Here is a 20,030-nt window from a genome sequence, read left to right on the forward strand (position 1 = left end):
GTTTCCGCCCATTGAGATCAGGAGCTGCATAACCGTTTCAAAGGGTAACTTTTTCTTTCGCGTAAAGTCTTTTTCGGGGTTTTTGACATACAGTGCTGGTGCGGCTGACATTTCTTGAATAAGGGATGTCAGCTTTTGTTTTAGTGAATTCGCGTACGTATTCATGGGCGAAACCTCCTCGTTTTTTCAAGGGGCTTCGCCACACATTTTCAACTGCTTGTCAAGTTCTTTTACTCTTTTTCACGCAAAAAAGGAGCAGGCTATCTTTCGATAACCTGCTCCTTTGCATAGATATTTGGTTCAACACCTTAACTTAATGACATTGCCCCGAGGGGCTGCCTTTTTGTATAAAACGCTCGCGCGTCTTTATATACTATTCTGTCGTGTAAGGCAACAGCGCTACTTGACGCGAACGCTTGATAGCGATCGTCAGAAGGCGTTGGTACTTTGCACTCGTTCCTGTTACACGACGTGGCAAGATTTTGCCGCGCTCGCTGATAAATTTACGAAGCAAGTCCGTATCTTTATAGTCGATGTGTGTAATTTTGTTAGCAGTGAAGAAGCACACTTTACGGCGCTTGTTACGGCCTTTACGTCCGCCGAACTTGCGTTCTGGACGCTCGTCGCCACCATCTCTTTGCTTGAAGCTCATGTTTTCTCCGTCCTTTCAGTTAGAATGGCAAATCATCTTCCGATATATCGATCGGGCGTCCGTCGTCTGAGAACGGATCACGATTGTCGTTCCTTGGTGTGCCACCTGTACGGCCTCCACCTTGTGAATTACCGCCACCGCCGCCGAAGCCGCCTTGGCCGCCACCGCTATAGCTGTTGTTTCCGCCGCCGCTGTAGCTTGGTGCGCCTTCATCACGCGGACCGTTATCGCGGTTGCCGGATTCCAAGAAACGAACGTTGTCGGCAATAACTTCCGTCACATAGACGCGCTTGCCTTCGTTGTTCTCGTAATTCCGAACCTGGATACGGCCTTCGACCGCCGTTAGACGGCCTTTGCGTAGATAATTCGCACAAGTTTCAGCCAGCTGACGCCAAGTTACGATCGGAATGAAATCTGCTTCCCGTTCCCGTTCGCCTCCTTGACCGCCACCGCTAAATGGACGATCCACTGCAAGTGTAAATTGCGTTACCGCAACACCTGCCGGTGTATAACGCATTTCAGGGTCCCTCGTTAATCTGCCAATGAGAATAACACGGTTCAACATCTCGTAAATCGCCTCCAATCGAAAACATCTCTTACGTACGTTTGACGAGCAATTAAGCTACGTCTCTTGTGATCAGGCAACGGATAACTTCATCCGTAATCTTCATGACGCGGTCAAGCTCAGCAACAACTTCATTAGTGCCGTTGAAGTTAACCAGTACGTAGATACCGTCACGAATCTTGTTGATCTCATACGCAAGGCGGCGTTTACCGATCACATCGTGCTTGATGATCTCTCCACCGTTTCCGATGATTGCTTGGAACTTTTCAGTGATAGCTTGTACCGCTTCCTGTTCCACATCCGGACGAATGATGTACATCACTTCGTATTTGCGCATATGTTTCACCTCCTCTTGGACTATGCGGCCCCCTTAATGGGAGCAAGGAGCGAGTTAATTTCTCGCATACCTGAATACTATACCAAACTTCATACCCCATTGACAAGTGCGGATTTAACGGAACCGTCTGCCTCATTCTTCCGTTCATGTTCAGCCTTAGGGCGATGCACACTAAGGGTCAGGACATGCCCCGCGTCCTCATTCATGTATCCGTTATGGAGGTGTACTCAAATTATGGGTGAATGGACTGAGTTTCGAGAAGGTGACCGCGCGCCTAATGACGGCGTCTATATTGAGATCGGCGAAGCATCCTTCCACATGGGGGTCAACAATCCCCAGAAGGTGCGATTAGCGAAAGGCGATAAGTTCCCTGCCCTTTCCAATAAAGATCGCAAGTGGAAACGAATGCATTAAATTTTGCTTCAGCATGCCGAATAGGTTATCGGAATTCGGAGCATTATAGCTGTGACGGTGTAAAGAGAGGTGTGGTTCCATTGTACGTCAATGAATTCGAACCTCAAGGAGATTTTGTCCACTCAGCGTAGAAGCGAGGAGATGTGCCAAAGACTAGTGTCTGTAACACACGCTCACCGATTAAAGCCCGGTGAACCAAGGTTTCTTACGAAGCTTGCAGTGATGACTGTTTTCTGAATGAACACCGTCGAAGGAGGACTCGCAAGAGTCCTCTTTTCTTATGTGCTTATTTCTTAAGTGCTCAGTTGCTTAATTGCTTTATATAAACAAAAAAGCGACCCTAACGGGTCGCGATTCGTCTTTGTTGTTAAATGGCGGAGAGAGTGGGATTCGAGTCCCGGGGTCTAACAACCATGCTCTTGCATGGTTGTCTTCACGACCCGTTCGAATCCACCAAGCCCCATATAACAAAAAAGCGACCCTAACGGGTCGCGATTCGTCTTTGTTGTTAAATGGCGGAGAGAGTGGGATTCGAACCCACGCACGCTTTGACACGCCTAGCTGATTTCGAGTCAGCCCCCTTGGGCCTCTTGGGTACCTCTCCATAAATGTCAGTCAGCGAAATTTATAATAACACGGGGTTTGTCCAAATGCAAGCACTATTTTTAAATTATTGTGGACGCCCCGCCCTCTCCCTCTTTTTCGCCTTCTGCCGCCTTCGATCGTAGCACTTTCTTCATGTTCTTCTCGAACTTCGCGCGCGGAATAAGCACGCTGTGTTTGCAGCCAACACATTTGATGCGGATGTCCATGCCCATGCGGATGATTTCCATTTCATTCGTGCCGCACGGATGCTGCTTCTTCATTTGTACAATGTCGCCTAGCTCAAACTGCTTCCTCTCCATAACAGTCACCCTCTCCCTCTTTTTCTCACTCCATCTCTTTACATCTCTACTGGCTCGTACCGGTCCTCCACCTGCTGGAAGATACCCCTGATCTCGACACGTTCTTGGACGATAACCTCTTTCACCACTAGCAAATCTGCTTCGGGAAAATGAATCGATAGTGCGCAGCCCGCTGTTATTTGCTTCGGTGTTGGACAGATATCTATTTCGATGTCCGCATATTCTAATAGCATCTCTGCACGGAGTGCTTGCTGTGTGGAGTCGAACGCGATAAGCATGCTCCCCCTCCTCCTGACTGATTTTATTGACGTTTCTTCCTGCTTGCCAAGTATAAAATGGTTGTCCTGACCATATACTAGTAACCAAGCGTAAACAGGCAGCACTCTAGTAGATTATACATATTAGAGCTGCATGTTCATCTCGGTAATCATTGTTCATAGAGTTGGCGGGAGGGGAATCTATGAAATTGCCAGGAATGAAAGAAACACCGCTCAAAGTACCGCATACGGAACCTAACGTTACCGGTCTTCTTGTCAACCGCATTACATACCTGCTCGGCGGCATACCTGCCGACCGCAGAATCGTCGTCGTCTGCGTAGGTACGGACCGCTCTACAGGGGATTCGCTTGGTCCGCTCGTCGGTACTTCGCTCAGCAAATTCCGCAGCCCCTTCTTCGACCTCTACGGCACGCTGGAGGAACCTGTCCATGCCATGAATCTCGACGAAACGCTGCAGGACATTAACAAGTACATTCGCAAGCCGTTTGTGATCGGCATCGATGCTTGTTTAGGTCAGGCCGCTAGCGTCGGCTGCATTCAAGTAGGTCTAGGACCGGTTCGACCTGGCGCCGGTGTGAACAAAGACTTGCCTCCTGTCGGCGACATTCATATTACAGGCATCGTCAACGTCGGCGGCTTCATGGAGTATTTCGTCCTTCAGAATACAAGACTGCATCTCGTCATGCGGATGGCTGATATAATTTCGCACAGCCTGTTCTCATCCATCATGAAATGTGTACGTCCGGCTACGATCCCTGCCGCGACGCCAGACTGATCGCTTCCAGCTCTTCCGGAGTGAGCGGATATTCGCTCTTGCCGTCCTTCACCGGTTTGGCATACAGAAAAGTCTGCTCACGGCCGTGAATGCCGCTAAGCACCATTCCGTCCTCCCCATCATTGACAACTGCGATCGAGAAGCTGAGGTCACTTCCTCTTTCTGCAAAAGCATTATAACGATGAATACCGACATTGCCCTTCTTCTGTCTCAGTGTATCGCCTAATGACTGAACCGTCTGCTTCAGGTTTCTCTGTCCCTCTTCTTGCATATCTAAGCGCTGTTTTAGATTGATGATGACGCTCTCCAGCTCCTCAACACCGGTGCCTTCCATAAACTGCGTGTAACTTCGACGCAACCGTTTGAGCTTGCTGCTTAGCATGAAGCTGCGAATAAGCAGAATGAGTACAAGAACAAGCAAACCTAAGGTTGCCCAGGCAGAAGGTTGTTCCAAATATTGATCCATATAACATTAGCTCCCCCATAGATGCACATTAACTGTAATGCCGTTTAATTTCCTTTACCGCTGCAATGAAGGTCTCGACTTCATCCTTCGTTGTGAAACACCCGACACTCGCCCGAATAGCACCTGTCTCCGTCGTGCCTGCTGTCCCATGCGCAAGTGGCGTGCAGTGGAACCCGGTCCTCACCGCAATCTGATAATGCTGATCCAAGATAAAGCCAACTTCGGATGGATCCGCACCATCAATGACGAAGGATACGATACCTGTACGCGGCTTGCCAAGCTCCGGTCCCAATAAGCGAATACCGTTCACGGAAAGCAGCCCCTCCATCATCTGCTGCGTTAACATCCATTCTCTAGTATGGATGTTTTGCACCGTCTCATGCAGGATGTGCTTCACGCCGGCTCGAAGCCCGCTAATGCCAACGGCATTCTGCGTACCCGCCTCATAGCGGTCTGGACGAACCGAAGGCTGTTCAATCGCTTCGGACTGACTGCCCGTACCACCGTGCAGGAGCGGTTCCAGCTCCACATCAGGTTGAATGTATAGCCCCCCTGTCCCTAACGGCCCTAGAAGCCCTTTATGGCCCGGAAACGCGAGCATATCGATTCCCATCTGCTCCACATCAATTTCCATCAGTCCAGCCGTCTGAGCCGCATCGACAAGCAGCTTAATTCCATGGCTGCGCGTAATCTCACCAATTTCGCCTACCGGCAATATCGACCCAAGCAAGTTCGAGCTGTGATTAACGACTACCAGCTTCGTGCTAGCTGTTATTGCGTCACCCACCTGTTTCGCATCGAGCTCCCCTGCCGTATTGGGTTCCACATAGGTGACTTGAATGCCAATCGTCTTCTTTAAGTACTCAAGCGGCCGACGAACCGAGTTATGTTCCACAGCCGTTGCTATGACGTGATCACCTGGCTTCAGCAATCCTTTGATCGCTGTGTTAAGCGCCATCGTCGTATTTAATGCGAATGCAATATCGTTCGGATTTTTAATCCGGAACAGTTTCGCCAATACTTTCCTTGTATCAAACAGAATGCGGCTCGCCCGTACCGCCATCGCATGGCTGCCTCTCCCTGGATTGGCAGCATCCTTCTGCATCGCTTCCATAACCGCCTCGATAACACTGGCAGGCTTAGGCCACGACGTCGCCGCATGATCTAGATAAATGAGCTCCTGGTTTTGCACCTTCTGCGTTTCATGAACCCGTACTTGTTCTTCATTTCGCTCCTGCATTACTCACGCCTCCTTCCTATACCGCGTCCACATGCGTTAACCTAATAATAGCATACTTGATTGGTCTCCACCTGTACGATGGTCACCAATCGAGTATGCTATTTAAGTTTAACTTATGAGTGGAAATTATGAGGAAAACTGCTGCAGCAATTCGAGCAAACGCTCTAGATCCTGTTTATTATAATAAAGAAGCTCAATGCGTCCTTTATCCTTCGGCTGCTGCTTTATCTTCACTGTCGTTTTGAAGCGATCCCGTAGCGACTCTTCCACTTCGGCGATATATGGATCGAGCTTTTTCGAAGGGAGCGGTTTCACTTTCACAGCTGCTGGCTGGTCAAGGTTCTTGATTGCTTCTTCGAGTTGGCGAACGCTCCACTCGTTCGTGATCGTCAGCTCAGCGAGTTCTTTCTTCCGAGCATCCTCTTTGACCCCTACAATTGCTCTAGCATGTCCCATCGATAATGTTCCACGTGAAACATTTTCTTTGATTTGCTCTGGCAACGTTAGTAGTCTCAAGAAGTTCGCAATATGCGATCTCGACTTACCCACTTTCATAGAGAGCTCTTCTTGCGTCAGGTTGAATTTATCCATCAGCGCTTGATACGCAAGCGACAGTTCAATTGCATTCAGATCCTCGCGCTGCAAGTTCTCGATGAGCGCAATCTCCATAACCTGCTGGTCCGAGAAGTTGCGTACAACAGCCGGAATCGTCGGATTGCCGCAAAGCTGTGATGCACGGAAACGTCTTTCCCCCGCGATAATCTCATACCCTTTAAGTACAGTACGAACGATAATTGGCTGGATGACACCATGTTGTTTAATCGATTCAGCGAGTTCTTTAATCGCATCGTCATCGAATGTTTTACGAGGCTGGTACGGGTTCGGTCTGAGCTGAGTCAGCAAAACCTCAACCACCTTATCATCTTCGCTTACAGAGAGCGATGGGATAAGCGCATCAAGTCCTCTACCTAGCCGCTTGCTCATACATAATCACTTCCTTCGCGAGTTCAAGGTATACCTCTGCCCCTTTGGATCTCGGATCATATGTGATAATGGATTGTCCATGCGAAGGAGCTTCGCTCAATCGGACATTCCTTGGGATGATCGTTTGGTAAACCTTCTGTTGGAAATACTTCTTCACTTCTTCAATAACTTGAATACCCAGGTTCGTCCGAGCATCAAACATCGTAAGCAGAACGCCTTCGATTTGAAGAGACGTGTTCAGGTGTTTCTGAACAAGCCGTACTGTATTCAGCAGCTGGCTAAGACCTTCTAGTGCGTAATATTCACATTGAATCGGGATGATAAGCGAGTCCGACGCCGTCAGCGAGTTAATCGTTAGAATACCAAGCGATGGCGGGCAATCGATCAAAATATAATCGTACTGTTTCTTCACAAGTGCGAGCGATTTCTTAAGACGCTGTTCACGAGAAATCGTCTGGACAAGCTCAATCTCCGCGCCTGCCAGTTGGATGGTAGCCGGAATAATATAAAGCCCCTCAATATTAGTAGGGCATGTAGCATCATTCGGGTGGACATCATTAATAAGCACATCGTAAATACAATGAGCAACATCCGCTTTTTCAATGCCAATACCGCTTGTCGTATTGCCTTGCGGATCAATATCAACTAACAGCACCTTTTTCCCCAGCGATGCTAAACACGCACCTAAATTGACGGACGTGGTCGTTTTTCCGACACCGCCCTTCTGGTTCGATATTGCAATCGTTTTAGACAAACCGTTCACCTCTATGCTGATTACTTAATGAAGCTATGAAACGTCCGTTCATCAGGCAACTTATTAGTACAAATGACGATGCCGTCCCAACGACGGACGGCTGTCGAAACTGCTATTAGCGCTTAGGAATTTGGATCACAATCTCATAATGATCGTCATGATCCTGTTCTTTCGTCTTAATTTGCAAGCCCGATCCGGACACCATGTCGATGGACTGTCTGATTGTATTTAGCGCAAGCCGTACATCCTTCGTAAAGGAAATGCGCTTCGGTTTCTTCGTTTCTTCCTTCGTAGCTTCCTTATAGAAAGCCACCCGAGCTTCCGTTTGCTTCACATTTAGCTCTTTAGCAATAATATCGTCTAGCACCTTAAGCTGCAACTCTTCGGTATCAAGAGAGAGCAGCGCTCTCGCATGACGCTCCGTAATTTTGCGCTCCATAAGCGCGTTCTTGACCGTATCGCCTAATCCGAGCAGTCTAATCTTGTTCGCAATCGTCGATTGGCTCTTGCCTAGACGCTGCGCCAAGCTTTCCTGTGTAAGGTTGTGGAGATCGATGAGCTTCTGATAAGCGACTGCTTCCTCGATTGAAGTGAGTCCTTCACGCTGAAGATTCTCGATAAGAGCGATCGAAGCGGCCTGAGAGTCATTGAATTCACGAATAATAGCAGGAATCGTCTCAAGTCCAAGCTTCTTTACCGCGCGGAAACGACGTTCGCCGGCGATAATCTCATATCTGCCATTACGCAGACGCACCACAATCGGCTGAATAATACCATGTGTACGAATGGTCTGGCTGAGTTCCTCGATACGATCATCATCAAACACAGTGCGCGGCTGATATGGACTCGTATCCACATCAACGACCGGCAGCTGCTTCACTTCATCTTGGTTTGTGTTTTTCGAATCTGTTAATCCGAATAAACGTGAGAACTGTTCTTTCATATCGTCAACTACCACCCGATTTCAAAGTGCCGAGTTATTGTCGTTCCAAGTGCAAACGGCTATCGCTTATCTCTGAAAGCGATAGCTGACGTTCACGGTGATCACACAGAAACGAATAAGGAGAAACCTGTAGTATATGTGTGATAAACTAATTCGTCGGCTGTAAGTTGATTTCCTGCTTGACAGTAATATTTCTAATAAATATAACCGCAATAAGTGCGAGACTGCCAAGCGAACGAAGTCCAGGATGGAGCTTGTCCGACTGAACAATCTAGAAAATGTTCCACGTGAAACATTTTTGGACTGATGTCATTATATAATAGGCTGCTTCAAAGGCAAACCCGCTTTTCTTGGATATTTGAAAGGAGTGGTATTGAGCTTCTCAATTACAATAATATGACGGTCCGATTGTTCGAAAGGAAGCTTCAAATGATGTGTCTTCACCAGCTTCGCTTTCAGCTCAACCAAACTGCGCTTAGCCTCCGCAATTTCCTCTGCAGGATCAGCACCTTTCATAGATGCAAATGAGCCGCCTTGCCGTGCAAAAGGAAGACAAAGCTCGTTCAAACCGCTGAGTCGAGCAACTGCCCTGGCCGTAACCACATCATAAGCATCGCGATGTGCAGGTAAGCGTCCAATATCTTCTGCCCTACCATGCACGCAAGTAACCTGTTGGAGACCAAGCGCTTCCACGACGTGTTGTAAGAACAGAATACGCTTGTTCAGGGAATCAACAATCGTCACTTTCAGATGCGGGAAAGAAATCTTCAGCGGGATACTTGGAAAGCCCGCTCCAGATCCGATATCGGCAAGCGACTTTACTTGATTCATATCCATAAAGAAAGAGAGGGTCACGGAATCGTAAAAATGCTTCTCATATACCGCTTCCCTCTCTGTAATGCCCGTTAAATTCATTTTTTCGTTCCATGAGACGAGCAGCTCATAATACGTCGCAAACTGCTGCAGTTGGAGCGGCGATAATGCCACTCCCTTCTCTTGCAGCAACTGAGTAAACCATGTTTCAGTTGGATTCATCGAATTAGTTACCCCCGTGCAGCAACAACCTTATTGTAATGCTCCAGATAAACGAGAAGAATCGAGATATCAGCAGGAGTCACGCCGCCGATCCGTGAAGCTTGCCCAATGGACAACGGACGGATGTTCGACAGGTTCGTCTTCGCTTCCTTAGACAGATTCGTAATGACCATATAATCAATATCGTCCGGAATCCGCTTCTTCTCCATCTTCGCCAGACGTTCCACTTGAAGCTGCTGCTTCTCGATATAGCCGGCATACTTGATTTGGATCTCCACTTGCTCTTTCATATCGTCAGTCAACGGCTCTTCTGCCGGAGAGAAACGATCGATAAAGTCGTACGTCACTTCAGGGCGACGAAGCATCGCTAGTGCATCGGTCGTTTGCTGAATCGGCGCAGTGTTGAATTCCGCAAGCAATTGCAGCAGCTCTTCTTCTGGACGAACCTTAACCGTCTTCAACCGCTCGATCTCCTGCTCCACCATCAACTTCTTATGCGTAAACTTCGCAAACCGCGCTTCCGAGATCAATCCGATCTCATAGCCTGTAGGTGTTAGACGCAAATCAGCGTTGTCGTGACGAAGCAACAAGCGGTACTCTGCACGTGATGTAAGCAAACGATATGGCTCTGTTGTGCCCTTCGTAACGAGATCATCGATAAGAACACCGATATATCCCTGCGAACGATCTACGATAACAGGAGCTTTCCCCTGCACTTTACGTGCTGCGTTAATGCCTGCCATAATTCCTTGTCCTGCTGCTTCCTCATATCCCGATGTGCCGTTGATTTGTCCAGCTGTGAATAGACCCGGTACTTGCTTCGTCTCGAGTGATGGCCATAGCTGTGTAGGAACGACTGCATCATACTCGATCGCATATCCTGTACGCATCATTTCGACCTTTTCCAGACCTGGAATGGAACGAAGAATGCTCAGCTGCACATCCTCAGGCATACTCGTCGATAGACCCTGCACGTAATATTCCGAAGTGTTCTTGCCTTCAGGCTCCAAGAAAATTTGATGCTTCGGCTTATCAGCGAATCGAACGATCTTATCCTCAATAGACGGACAGTAGCGAGGTCCTGTTCCCTCAATCGCTCCAGAGAACATCGGTGCACGGTGAAGATTGTCGTTGATGATCTTATGTGTCTCTTCCGAAGTGTACGTCAGCCAGCAAGGCTGCTGCTCGTTATCGGAGTACTCTGTCTCGTACGAGAAGAATTTCGGCTTCTCATCGCCTGGTTGAATTTCCGTTTTGCTAAAATCGATCGTATCCCCATGTACACGCGGCGGCGTACCTGTCTTGAAGCGAACGAGCTGTAAGCCAAGAGAGCGCAAGCTCTCGGACAGCTTCACCGATGGCTGTTGATTGTTCGGGCCGCTTTCATACATCAGCTCACCCATAATCACTTTGCCACGCAAGTAAGTACCCGTTGTTACAACGATCGACTTAGCACGATACTCCGCACCCGTCTTCGTTATAATGCCGACGCATACCCCATCCTCAATAATGAGCTCCTCCGCCATCCCCTGGCGAAGCGTCAAATGGTCCGTCTCTTCAATCGTTTGTTTCATGAAGTGCTGATACAGAAACTTATCCGCTTGTGCACGCAGCGCGTGAACGGCAGGACCCTTCCCTGTATTCAGCATCCGCATTTGGATAAACGTTTTGTCGATATTGCGGCCCATCTCTCCGCCTAGTGCATCAATCTCCCGCACGACATGGCCTTTCGCCGGTCCGCCAATCGATGGGTTACATGGCATAAACGCGACCATATCGAGGTTAATCGTTAACAGCAGCGTCTCGCACCCCATCCGCGCTGCCGCCAATGCCGCCTCGCACCCTGCGTGGCCGGCACCTACTACAATGACATCAAAATCTCCTGCATGGTATCCCATTTTGTTATCCCTCCCTGCCTCTTTTGCTTTATTATTTACCTAAACAGAACTGAGAGAAAATTTGATCGATAAGCGAGTCAGCTACCGAATCTCCTATTAATTCGCCCAATTGCTCCCAGGCTGTACGCACATCAATTTGCACAATATCAATCGGAATGCCGATTTCTGTCGCTTCTATCGCATCGACCAACGATTGCTTCGCATGATTCAATAGCGTAATATGACGAACATTGCTTACATATGTCATATCGGCAGATTCCAGCTCGCCGCTGAAGAACATGCGACTAATGACACCTTCCAGCTCCTCCAGCCCTTGCTCATGCAATACGGAGAGTTTTACGATCGCATCTGCGGGGAAAATCGACTCCACAGCCGATGTATCCAGCACAGACGGCAAGTCAGTCTTATTCAGCAGCACGACGACTGGTCTTCCGCGCAGCTTCTCCATCAGCAGTTGATCATCCGGATGCAGCGGTTCATTCACATTAAGCACGAACAGAATCAGGTCAGCTTCCTCAAGCGCCGTACGCGACCGCTCTACTCCAATACGCTCCACCACATCAGCCGTTTCACGAATACCTGCGGTATCAAGCAGCCGCAGCGGAATACCGCCGAGCGTTACATATTCCTCAATGACGTCACGTGTCGTACCTGGAATGTCGGTGACGATCGCCTTATTCTCCTGTACCAGTGCATTGAGCAGCGACGACTTACCCACATTCGGGCGGCCGACAATCGCCGTAACGATGCCTTCTCTTAATATTTTGCCTTCCCCAGCTGTTTTTAACAACCGGTTAATCTCGTCGCATGCCTCACCGCACCGTTCGCGAATATACGCGCTTGTCATCGATTCGACATCATGCTCGGGATAATCGATATTCACTTCGATATGAGCGAGCAGCTCAATCAGGCCGTGTCGAAGCGCTTTGACCTTCTTCGACAGCATTCCTTCCGACTGCTTCATCGCAATCGAGAACGCGCGATCCGACTTGGAACGGATCAAGTCAATGACCGCCTCCGCCTGCGTCAAATCGATTCTCCCGTTCAAGAAAGCTCGCTTCGTGAATTCACCTGGCTCAGCAAGCCGTACATCCCCCGAACGCAGCAGCAGCTCCAGCACCCGCTTCACAGCGACAACGCCGCCGTGTGTGCTCAGTTCGACAACATCTTCCGCCGTGAACGAGCGCGGGCCCCGCATAATCGTGAGCAGGATCTCCTCCACCGTTTCGCCGCTTACAGGATCTACAATATGACCGTAATGGACAGTATGCGACGGTGCTGCGCCAATATCCGACTTCGACTGGAAGATCTTCGCCGATTCGGCAACCGCATCAGGACCACTGACCCGTATAACGGCAATGCCGCCTTCCCCGACAGCTGTCGAAATGGCGGCAATCGTGTCTTGTATCATCATCGTTCTTCCCTCATTAAGCAATCTAATATTAAAAAAACGAGCAATGACCGCGAAGAGTCATTGCCCGAGCACTTATTTAAGCGTAATGACTACGCGGCGATTCGGTTCATCGCCCTTACTGAATGTTTTAACCTTGGCGTGATTTTGCAGCTGCGAATGGATAATCTTCCGCTCGTGCGGCGACATCGGCTCAAGCACCACTTCTTTGCGCGTGCGCACAACATGTCCCGCGAGGCGTTCCGACAAATCCTCAAGCGTCTTCCGGCGACGCTCGCGAAAATCTTCCGCATCAAGCACAATGCGAAGATGGCTGTTGGAATAACGATTGGCCACAATGTTGACCAAATATTGCAAAGCGTCAAGCGTTTGACCTCGGCGACCGATCAGCATGCCAAGATCACCGCCGCCCGATATTGCTAACGTAAGCTCTTCTTTCGAATCGTTACGAACAATTGTAATGTCAAGTCCCATCGATCTTGCCACTTCGGTAATGAATCGTTCCGCTTCAAGGAGCGGATCCTTAGGCTTCACTGTCGCCGCAGCTGCAGAGACCGTCGCTTTCTCTTTCTCTTGTTCAGGCACAAGCACGAGCTCCACTTTCGCGGCTCTCGCCCCAATTAAGCCGAACAAGCCTTTCGACGGCTTCTCCAGAACGGTCACATTGACACGATCCGCAGACACTTGCAATTCCGTTAAACCGTTTTGTACAGCATCTTCGATCGTTTTGCCCGATGCTACGATTTTCTTCATTTCGCAGGCACACTCTCCTTGCCCTTAGATGAGTTGCGTACATATAGGAAATAGTTTTGCACAATCGTATACGTGTTGCTGAAGATCCAGTACAGCGGGAGGGCCGCCGGGAAGTTCATGGCCATAACGAAGATCAACACTGGGAAGATCATCATGATACCTTGCATCGCAGGCATCGCTTTCTGCTGGGACTGCATCATTTTCGACTGGATGAAAGTCGTAATTGCCGCAATGATCGGGAGCACGTAAGTGTGATCCTTCTCGCCTAGCTGCAGCCACAGGAACGTATGCTCACGAATGTTCTCATTCATATAGATCGAGTTGTAAAGGGCGATAAAGATCGGCATTTGCACGAGCAATGGCAAACAGCCTGCCAGTGGATTGACTTTATGCTGCTGAAACAGCTTCATTGTTTCTTCTTGCTGCTTCTGCGGGTTATCCTTATGCTTCTCTTTCAGCTTCGCAAGCTCCGGCTGCAACGCTTGCATCGCCTTCGAGCTGCGGTACTGTTTAATCGTAAGCGGAAGAATAATCGTTCTTACGATAATAACCATGAGCAGAATGGCGATTCCGTACTCGCCGTGGAACCATTTGGCGAAATGTTCAAGTGCGTACGAGAAATAATATACAACATAGCGTTGCCAAGGGTTCCCGTGCTCCAGATCAGTCATTGACACCGGATTGTGGGAAGAGGAACATCCGCTCATAAATAGCATTACAGCGATGAGCACGCTTGCTGTTAACCATGATCGTTTTGAAATACGGGACAACATGTAAATCTCCTCTCTGCGTACCAGGGGCGCCTTACGCCCTTTCAACTAAAGAAATTACACCTAAATACATTCACGTAAACTATATCACATTTATTGGCACAAAGAAACAAGCCTCCAGCGCCAAAGTAAAACGGTTTCATCGCCTGAGAACAGCGACTTCCGCTCTTTCGCCAAGACCTTTCAACGTGTTGCATCATTCTACAATATGATCGCTACTGCCCCTGCTTCGAACCCTTCAGAAGTCCCGCTCTCTTCAGCACATGCAGCATGCTCTTCTCGAGCTCCTTCATCTCTAGTCCGACCGCGGGCTTACGCACAATGACGACCAGATCCAACTGCCCGTTCATCCGGTCCAGCTGATGCCTGACAATTTCTTTCACAAGCCGCCTCATTCGATTCCGAACGACGGCATTTCCAATCTTTTTGCTGGCCGATACGCCAAGACGAATCGGATCCGCCTGCACTTGGCGAGACCAGTACACAACAAATTGGCTATTGGCGAACGATTTGCCGTTCCGATAGATCCGGCTGAAATCTTCGCGCTTTCGTAATCGCAGCTTTCTTTGCACGGCGCTTCTTCACCGAACCTTTATCCCTTAGTATTACCGTAAAAATGAAAAAAAGACCACGTGACGTGGTCTTAAGCTTTACGCGCTCAGTACTTTTCTTCCCCGTTGACGGCGGGCGCTAAGCACTTTACGTCCATTTTTCGAAGCCATACGCTTACGGAAACCATGAACTTTCTTACGCTTGCTAACGTTCGGTTTAAATGTCGGTCTCATTTCTATGCACCTCCTATACCCTAATTAAATCGTACCTGTTCATACCTATTTCTTATCGTCTGCACGATTAGCGATCGTCTGTTTGTTTAAGCGGAAACAGCTGCGCAGTCCCTAAAACTTAAAACCACGAGCGTTCCTCGCCAAAAAACGCCTTTTTCAATTAAACCATGTAGGCACCCAAAAGTCAACCGATATCGCCAGAGGTAAGAGTCGCCAAAACTGCGCCAAAAACTCAACTGTGGATAAATGTATAAAACGGCCTGTCCGGGCGGTAAATTAATAACATGTGGATGGAATTTTCGGAATTTCTCGGTATTTGTCGAATAGGTAACAAGATATAAACAATATCTAGTGTTGTCGATAACTATTATACACAACCTATAGAATTTGTGGATAAAATCGCTGGAATCGTTGAATATCAAGGGTTATTTTGCTATGATGTATATGTTTTCTGTGTGGATGACTTTAACTCCCCCTCAACATTATTAACAGCCTGTGGATAATAATGTGCACAACATTCATCCCCTTTTGATAATTTATCTGTGCTTTCCCTTAATAATGTGGATGAACGATGCAGATGAACCGATGTTTCGACATCTGATGCAGGACTGCGCTCAATTGCGCATGAATTGGATAAGGAGTGACAATCTGTGGATAGCCATACGCACGAAATGTGGCACCAGGTGCTGTCCATCATTCAAACGAAGCTCAGCAAGCCAAGTTTCGATACTTGGTTCAAAGCGACTAAGGCTTCGTTTAGTGGTGATTCAACCGTAATTGTGACAGCTCCAACGACTTTTGCAGCCGAATGGCTCGAAAGCCGGTATACGAAGCTTGTGCGGACGACGCTGCAGGAGTTTTTAGGGCGCCAATATGACATTAAGTTTGTCATTGAAGAGAACAAGCCGCCCGAGCCTGCCGAGATTCAACCGGTCGTGCTGCCAGCTGTTCAAACCGGACCGGACGAGCCATATACGCATATGCTTAACCCAAAATATATGTTCGATACGTTCGTCATCGGCGTAAATAACCGATTTGCCCATGCGGCATCGCTTGCTGTGGCCGAAGCGCCTGCTAAAGCGTACAACCCGCTGTTTCTCTATGGCGGTGTAGGACTTGGCAAGACGCATCTTATGCATGCGATCGGGCATTATATTTTGGAACATAATCCGAATACGCGCGTGCTTTACCTGTCTTCGGAGAAGTTTACGAACGAGTTCATCAACGCGATTCGTGACAATAAAGGCGAGAGCTTCCGCAATAAATACCGGAATATCGACGTTCTTCTAATCGATGATATTCAGTTTTTGGCGGGTAAAGAGCAGACGCAGGAAGAATTCTTCCATACATTTAATGCCCTGCACGAAGAGCGCAAACAAATCGTGATTTCCAGTGACCGGCCTCCGAAGGAAATTCCGACGCTGGAAGAGCGGCTGCGCTCGCGCTTCGAGTGGGGACTTATGATCGACATTCAACCTCCGGATCTTGAGACGCGGATCGCGATCTTAAGAAAGAAGGCGAAAGCAGAGAACCTTGATATTCCGAATGAAGCGATGGTCTATATCGCGAACCAAATCGACACGAACATCCGTGAGCTGGAAGGCGCGCTAATCCGGGTTGTGGCGTATTCTTCGCTTATTAACCAGGATATAACGTCGCATTTGGCAGCTGAGGCGCTTAAAGATATTATTCCATCCAGCCGTCCAAAAATGATCACGATGCAGGACATCCAGCATAAGGTCGGCGAGTTGTATGGGCTCAAGCTTGAAGAGTTCAAGGCGCGGAAACGTACGAAGGCCGTCGCTTTCCCGCGGCAAATCGCGATGTATCTGTCACGTGAGCTGACGGACTACTCGCTGCCGAAGATCGGCGAAGCGTTCGGCGGACGAGACCATACAACGGTCATTCACGCCCATGAGAAAATTACGCAGCAGCTGAAGGTTGATGGGGAACTATATAAGATCATTCAGACGCTAACGGAGAAGATTCGCAACCATACTTAAATACGAAGAAGCGATATAATGACAAAGTTCGCCAAAAGTTATACACTTCGTCAACATTTAATCAGCAAGCCTATGCACACGCTATACACATGTGGATAGGCTTGCTTTATCCGCGTTGGCACCACTTATCCACATATTCAGTGCCCCTACTACGACTTCTACTAAGATTTATAAAAAAACATCATCAAAATATAGGTGAAACGAGGTGCTTCTCACACCCTCGCATCGCCCGCTTACTTTAGGAGTGAAATTATGAAATTAACGATTCGCAAAGATCAACTTAACGACGCTATTCAGCAAGTTTCCAAAGCGTCTTCTTCCAGACCTGCAATTCCAATTCTCGGCGGTATCAAAATCGACGTTACTCATCAAGGAGTTACATTAACCGCCAGTGATACGGATATCTCGATTCAAAGCTTTATTCCAGTTGAGAACGGAGAATTCGTAATTGCACGAGTCGAGAAACCAGGCAGCGTCGTGCTTCCAGCGAAGTTTTTCGTTGAAATTGTTAAGAAGCTTCCATCGGACGAGATTGAGCTTGAAGTCAAAGAGCAGTTCCAAACGATGATCCGCTCCGGTTCGACAGATATCCAGATGGTTGGCCTTGATCCAGAAGAGTTCCCAGTTCTACCTACAATCGAACAGAGTGAAATCATCTCCGTTCCTGGCGATCTATTGAAATCCATGATTCGTCAAACGGTATTCGCTGCTTCGACAAGCGAACAAACACCGATTTTGACAGGTGTGCTGTGGAATTTGGCTGACAGCCAGATGAAATTCGTTGCAACGGACCGCCACCGTCTCGCTAGCCGCACAGCAAATGTTGAAACGCCGGACGGCTACCGTTTCTCCAATGTGGTTATCTCCGGCAAGACGCTGAACGAGCTGTCGAAGATCGTTCCGGATGATCATACACATGTGGATATCGTTGTCGCAGACAATCAAGTGCTGTTTAAAGTCGACCACGTTCTGTTCTATTCAAGAATCTTGGACGGGACTTACCCGGACACTTCCAAGATTATTCCGCAGCAGTTCAAAACAGAACTTGTCCTGCATACAAAAAAATTGACGGATGCGATCGACCGTGCGTATTTGATGTCGCGTGAAGAGAAAACGAATATCGTTCGCCTTGTTACGCAAGAGGACGGCTCGATCGAAATTTCGTCGAGTTCGACGGAACTTGGACGGGTAACGGAGCAGCTCGAAGTGAACGAGATGAAGGGCGAACAGCTTCGTATCGCATTCAACTCCAAATATATGCTAGATGCGCTGAAGGTTATCGACAGTGAGCACCTTTTCATCGGATTTACAGGGGCAATGAGCCCGATCATTATTAAGCCGACCGATCACCAGCACAGCTTGTACCTCATTTTGCCGTATCGGACGACAGGCTAATCGGAGGGGAATCCGCCATGAAGGAAATTGGAATTTCGACAGAATATATTGCGCTTGGCCAGTTTCTGAAACTGTCTGAGTGCATTGACTCCGGCGGTGCTGCAAAGTTTTTTCTTCAGGAGAACGAAGTGATCATTAACGGAGAGCCTGACAATCGTCGCGGACGAAAACTTTATGTAGGCGATAAGGTTGACGTAAAAGGATTTGGCGTCTTTACGGTCGTGAAGCGGTAAGTGTTCGCGGCCGAGCAGTAACCGGGAGGCATCAACGTGCGTTTAAATTCTATACAGCTGCAGCATTATCGGAATTATGAGCATATTGAGCTTGCGACCGACAGTCAGGTGAACCTGTTTGTCGGCCGCAACGCGCAAGGCAAGACGAATCTACTGGAATCGATTTATGTACTGGCGCTGACGAAGTCCCATCGGACGAGCAAGGACAAGGAGCTCATCGGCTGGCAATCGAACGAAGCGCGCATTCGTGGTGAGGTTGATAAGCGGTACGGAGCTGTAACACTCGATTTAGCGTTGTCGACGCAAGGGAAGAAAGCGAAGATTAACGGGCTGGAGCAGCGCAAGCTTAGCGAGTTTGTCGGAACGCTCAATGTCGTCATGTTCGCGCCAGAGGATTTGGAAATTGTGAAAGGTACACCGGGCATACGCAGGCGGTTTCTCGATATGGAAATCGGCCAGGTACAGCCCGGTTATTTGCATGCGCTCGGCCAATATAGCAAAGTGCTTCAGCAGCGCAACAATTACTTGAAATCATCGGCTCCAGGAAGCAGCAACCAGGCGATGATGGAAGTCTGGAACATGCAGTTGGCAGAGTACGGTGTTAAAATTGTGAAAAAAAGGCAAAGCTTCTTACATAAGCTGCAAAAGTGGGCTCAGCAGATCCACTCTGGAATTACAGCGGGTAACGAGGAGCTCACCATCGTGTATAAGCCCTCGTTCGAGAGCGACCCCACGGAAGATGAATCTATATTATTTAATCAATTTATGTTAAAGTTAAGTGATGTCAAGGATCAGGAGCAGCGCAGAGGAATGACCCTCGTTGGTCCTCATCGTGATGATATGGCCTTTTATATAAACGGGAAAGAAGCGTCGGTTTATGGCTCCCAGGGCCAGCAGCGAACGACGGCGCTCTCTTTGAAGTTAGCCGAGATTGAACTCATTCATGAAGAAATCGGTGAGTATCCGCTGCTGCTTCTTGACGATGTGCTGTCAGAGCTTGACCAGCACCGGCAAACGCAGCTCATAGAAACATTCCAGAGCAAAGTGCAGACGTTTATTACGACAACCGGTCTTGAGAGCGTCAATATTAGCAAGCTCCATGACTCCCGCGTCTATCAGGTGAAGGAAGGTCATGTCGAGCGTTAACAGGTGTTAATGGCGTAAAGACGAAGGGGTGGGGACTTATGTACATTCATTTGGGCGGAGAAAAGATTATACGCGCTGCGGAACTCGTAGCTATATTTGATATTTCAATCGAGCAGTCCTCTAAGCTGTCCAAGCAATTTGTTACCCAAGCGAGAAAGCGCAAAGACGTCGAAGTCATCGGAGAAGAAGAGGCCAAGTCTATCGTTGTGACGGAGAACAAAGTCTACTATTCGCCGATTTCGTCCTCTACGCTGAAGAAACGCTCGCATCATTTTGCAACCACTTAG

The 20,030-nt window shown here is 48.5% G+C and carries 24 protein-coding genes and 1 tRNA gene; 7 read left to right on the top strand and 18 right to left on the bottom strand.

Annotated features, from left to right (window positions below):
* Nucleotides 1-373: 373 nt before the first annotated feature.
* Genes rpsR through rpsF form a run of 3 tightly spaced genes read right to left on the bottom strand, consistent with a single transcriptional unit; the run spans nt 374 to nt 1,554 of the window.
* Nucleotides 374-652: a 30S ribosomal protein S18 gene (gene rpsR / locus A8990_RS29490; RefSeq protein ID WP_090649321.1), complete on the bottom strand. Its 279-nt coding sequence runs from the start codon at nt 650-652 to the stop codon at nt 374-376.
* Nucleotides 653-671: 19 nt separating this feature from the next.
* Nucleotides 672-1,217 carry a single-stranded DNA-binding protein gene (locus A8990_RS29495; protein WP_116192600.1) on the bottom strand — a complete coding sequence of 182 codons (546 nt, stop codon included), beginning with the start codon at nt 1,215-1,217 and terminating at the stop codon, nt 672-674.
* A gap of 52 nt (nt 1,218-1,269) precedes the next feature.
* Nucleotides 1,270-1,554, bottom strand: coding sequence for a 30S ribosomal protein S6 (gene rpsF / locus A8990_RS29500; RefSeq protein WP_116192601.1), 285 nt, complete (start codon nt 1,552-1,554; stop codon nt 1,270-1,272).
* A 234-nt stretch (nt 1,555-1,788) separates the two neighbouring features.
* Between rpsF and A8990_RS29505 the strand changes: the two genes are divergently transcribed.
* Nucleotides 1,789-1,968, top strand: coding sequence for a YjzC family protein (locus tag A8990_RS29505; RefSeq protein WP_116192602.1), 180 nt, complete (start codon nt 1,789-1,791; stop codon nt 1,966-1,968).
* Between the two features lie 513 nt (nt 1,969-2,481).
* Here A8990_RS29505 and A8990_RS29510 read toward each other — a convergent pair.
* The 3 genes from A8990_RS29510 to A8990_RS29520 form a co-directional block, all read right to left on the bottom strand.
* Nucleotides 2,482-2,572 (bottom strand) — tRNA-Ser (locus A8990_RS29510).
* Nucleotides 2,573-2,633: 61 nt separating this feature from the next.
* Nucleotides 2,634-2,873 (bottom strand): DUF951 domain-containing protein, encoded by a 240-nt coding sequence (locus A8990_RS29515; RefSeq protein WP_116192603.1) that lies wholly within the window; start codon nt 2,871-2,873, stop codon nt 2,634-2,636.
* 38 nt (nt 2,874-2,911) lie between these two features.
* Nucleotides 2,912-3,151 carry a putative Se/S carrier protein gene (locus tag A8990_RS29520; RefSeq protein ID WP_116192604.1) on the bottom strand — a complete coding sequence of 80 codons (240 nt, stop codon included), beginning with the start codon at nt 3,149-3,151 and terminating at the stop codon, nt 2,912-2,914.
* Between the two features lie 182 nt (nt 3,152-3,333).
* Between A8990_RS29520 and yyaC the strand changes: the two genes are divergently transcribed.
* The gene (gene yyaC, locus A8990_RS29525) at nt 3,334-3,927 is read left to right on the top strand and encodes a spore protease YyaC (RefSeq protein WP_116192605.1); all 594 of its coding nucleotides are present in this window, start codon (nt 3,334-3,336) and stop codon (nt 3,925-3,927) included.
* Here yyaC and A8990_RS29530 read toward each other — a convergent pair.
* From A8990_RS29530 to rpmH, 12 genes are all read right to left on the bottom strand, one after another.
* The gene (locus tag A8990_RS29530) at nt 3,899-4,393 is read right to left on the bottom strand and encodes a DUF4446 family protein (RefSeq protein WP_116192606.1); all 495 of its coding nucleotides are present in this window, start codon (nt 4,391-4,393) and stop codon (nt 3,899-3,901) included. The two genes, yyaC and A8990_RS29530, sit on opposite strands and share 29 nt — an antisense overlap.
* A 28-nt stretch (nt 4,394-4,421) precedes the next feature.
* Entirely contained in the window at nt 4,422-5,633 is a 1,212-nt protein-coding gene (locus A8990_RS29535; RefSeq protein ID WP_116192607.1) for an aminotransferase class V-fold PLP-dependent enzyme, read from the bottom strand.
* A gap of 126 nt (nt 5,634-5,759) precedes the next feature.
* Nucleotides 5,760-6,617 (bottom strand): ParB/RepB/Spo0J family partition protein, encoded by an 858-nt coding sequence (locus A8990_RS29540; protein ID WP_116192608.1) that lies wholly within the window; start codon nt 6,615-6,617, stop codon nt 5,760-5,762.
* A complete protein-coding gene (locus tag A8990_RS29545) occupies nt 6,598-7,371 on the bottom strand; it encodes a ParA family protein (RefSeq protein WP_116192609.1) in 774 nt (257 codons plus the stop codon). The genes A8990_RS29540 and A8990_RS29545 overlap by 20 nt, the downstream gene beginning before the upstream one ends.
* 115 nt (nt 7,372-7,486) lie before the next feature.
* Nucleotides 7,487-8,314: a nucleoid occlusion protein gene (noc, locus tag A8990_RS29550; RefSeq protein WP_116192610.1), complete on the bottom strand. Its 828-nt coding sequence runs from the start codon at nt 8,312-8,314 to the stop codon at nt 7,487-7,489.
* 312 nt (nt 8,315-8,626) lie between these two features.
* Entirely contained in the window at nt 8,627-9,349 is a 723-nt protein-coding gene (gene rsmG, locus A8990_RS29555; protein ID WP_116192611.1) for a 16S rRNA (guanine(527)-N(7))-methyltransferase RsmG, read from the bottom strand.
* 8 nt (nt 9,350-9,357) lie between these two features.
* Nucleotides 9,358-11,247, bottom strand: a complete 1,890-nt coding sequence (gene mnmG, locus A8990_RS29560) for a tRNA uridine-5-carboxymethylaminomethyl(34) synthesis enzyme MnmG (protein WP_116192612.1) — start codon at nt 11,245-11,247, stop codon at nt 9,358-9,360.
* A 31-nt stretch (nt 11,248-11,278) separates the two neighbouring features.
* Nucleotides 11,279-12,658: a tRNA uridine-5-carboxymethylaminomethyl(34) synthesis GTPase MnmE gene (mnmE, locus tag A8990_RS29565; protein WP_116192626.1), complete on the bottom strand. Its 1,380-nt coding sequence runs from the start codon at nt 12,656-12,658 to the stop codon at nt 11,279-11,281.
* 75 nt (nt 12,659-12,733) lie between these two features.
* Nucleotides 12,734-13,411, bottom strand: coding sequence for an RNA-binding cell elongation regulator Jag/EloR (gene jag / locus A8990_RS29570; protein WP_116192613.1), 678 nt, complete (start codon nt 13,409-13,411; stop codon nt 12,734-12,736).
* Nucleotides 13,408-14,184, bottom strand: coding sequence for a YidC/Oxa1 family membrane protein insertase (locus tag A8990_RS29575; RefSeq protein ID WP_116192614.1), 777 nt, complete (start codon nt 14,182-14,184; stop codon nt 13,408-13,410). The genes jag and A8990_RS29575 overlap by 4 nt, the downstream gene beginning before the upstream one ends.
* A 212-nt stretch (nt 14,185-14,396) precedes the next feature.
* The gene (gene rnpA, locus A8990_RS29580) at nt 14,397-14,753 is read right to left on the bottom strand and encodes a ribonuclease P protein component (protein WP_116192615.1); all 357 of its coding nucleotides are present in this window, start codon (nt 14,751-14,753) and stop codon (nt 14,397-14,399) included.
* A gap of 78 nt (nt 14,754-14,831) precedes the next feature.
* Entirely contained in the window at nt 14,832-14,966 is a 135-nt protein-coding gene (rpmH, locus tag A8990_RS29585; protein WP_116192616.1) for a 50S ribosomal protein L34, read from the bottom strand.
* A 650-nt stretch (nt 14,967-15,616) separates the two neighbouring features.
* Between rpmH and dnaA the strand changes: the two genes are divergently transcribed.
* The 5 genes from dnaA to remB all read left to right on the top strand — a co-directional run bounded on the left by dnaA (nt 15,617) and on the right by remB (nt 20,030).
* A complete protein-coding gene (dnaA, locus tag A8990_RS29590; RefSeq protein ID WP_116192617.1) occupies nt 15,617-16,969 on the top strand; it encodes a chromosomal replication initiator protein DnaA in 1,353 nt (450 codons plus the stop codon).
* Between the two features lie 252 nt (nt 16,970-17,221).
* Nucleotides 17,222-18,364 carry a DNA polymerase III subunit beta gene (gene dnaN / locus A8990_RS29595; RefSeq protein ID WP_116192618.1) on the top strand — a complete coding sequence of 381 codons (1,143 nt, stop codon included), beginning with the start codon at nt 17,222-17,224 and terminating at the stop codon, nt 18,362-18,364.
* A gap of 17 nt (nt 18,365-18,381) precedes the next feature.
* Nucleotides 18,382-18,597 carry a S4 domain-containing protein YaaA gene (yaaA, locus tag A8990_RS29600; RefSeq protein WP_116192619.1) on the top strand — a complete coding sequence of 72 codons (216 nt, stop codon included), beginning with the start codon at nt 18,382-18,384 and terminating at the stop codon, nt 18,595-18,597.
* A 36-nt stretch (nt 18,598-18,633) separates the two neighbouring features.
* On the top strand, nt 18,634-19,743 hold the full coding sequence (gene recF, locus A8990_RS29605) for a DNA replication/repair protein RecF (protein ID WP_116192620.1): 1,110 nt from the start codon (nt 18,634-18,636) through the stop codon (nt 19,741-19,743).
* A gap of 38 nt (nt 19,744-19,781) precedes the next feature.
* Nucleotides 19,782-20,030, top strand: a complete 249-nt coding sequence (gene remB / locus A8990_RS29610; protein WP_116192621.1) for an extracellular matrix regulator RemB — start codon at nt 19,782-19,784, stop codon at nt 20,028-20,030.

The organism is Paenibacillus taihuensis (assembly GCF_003386535.1).
GTDB classification, from domain to species: domain Bacteria; phylum Bacillota; class Bacilli; order Paenibacillales; family Paenibacillaceae; genus Paenibacillus_Z; species Paenibacillus_Z taihuensis.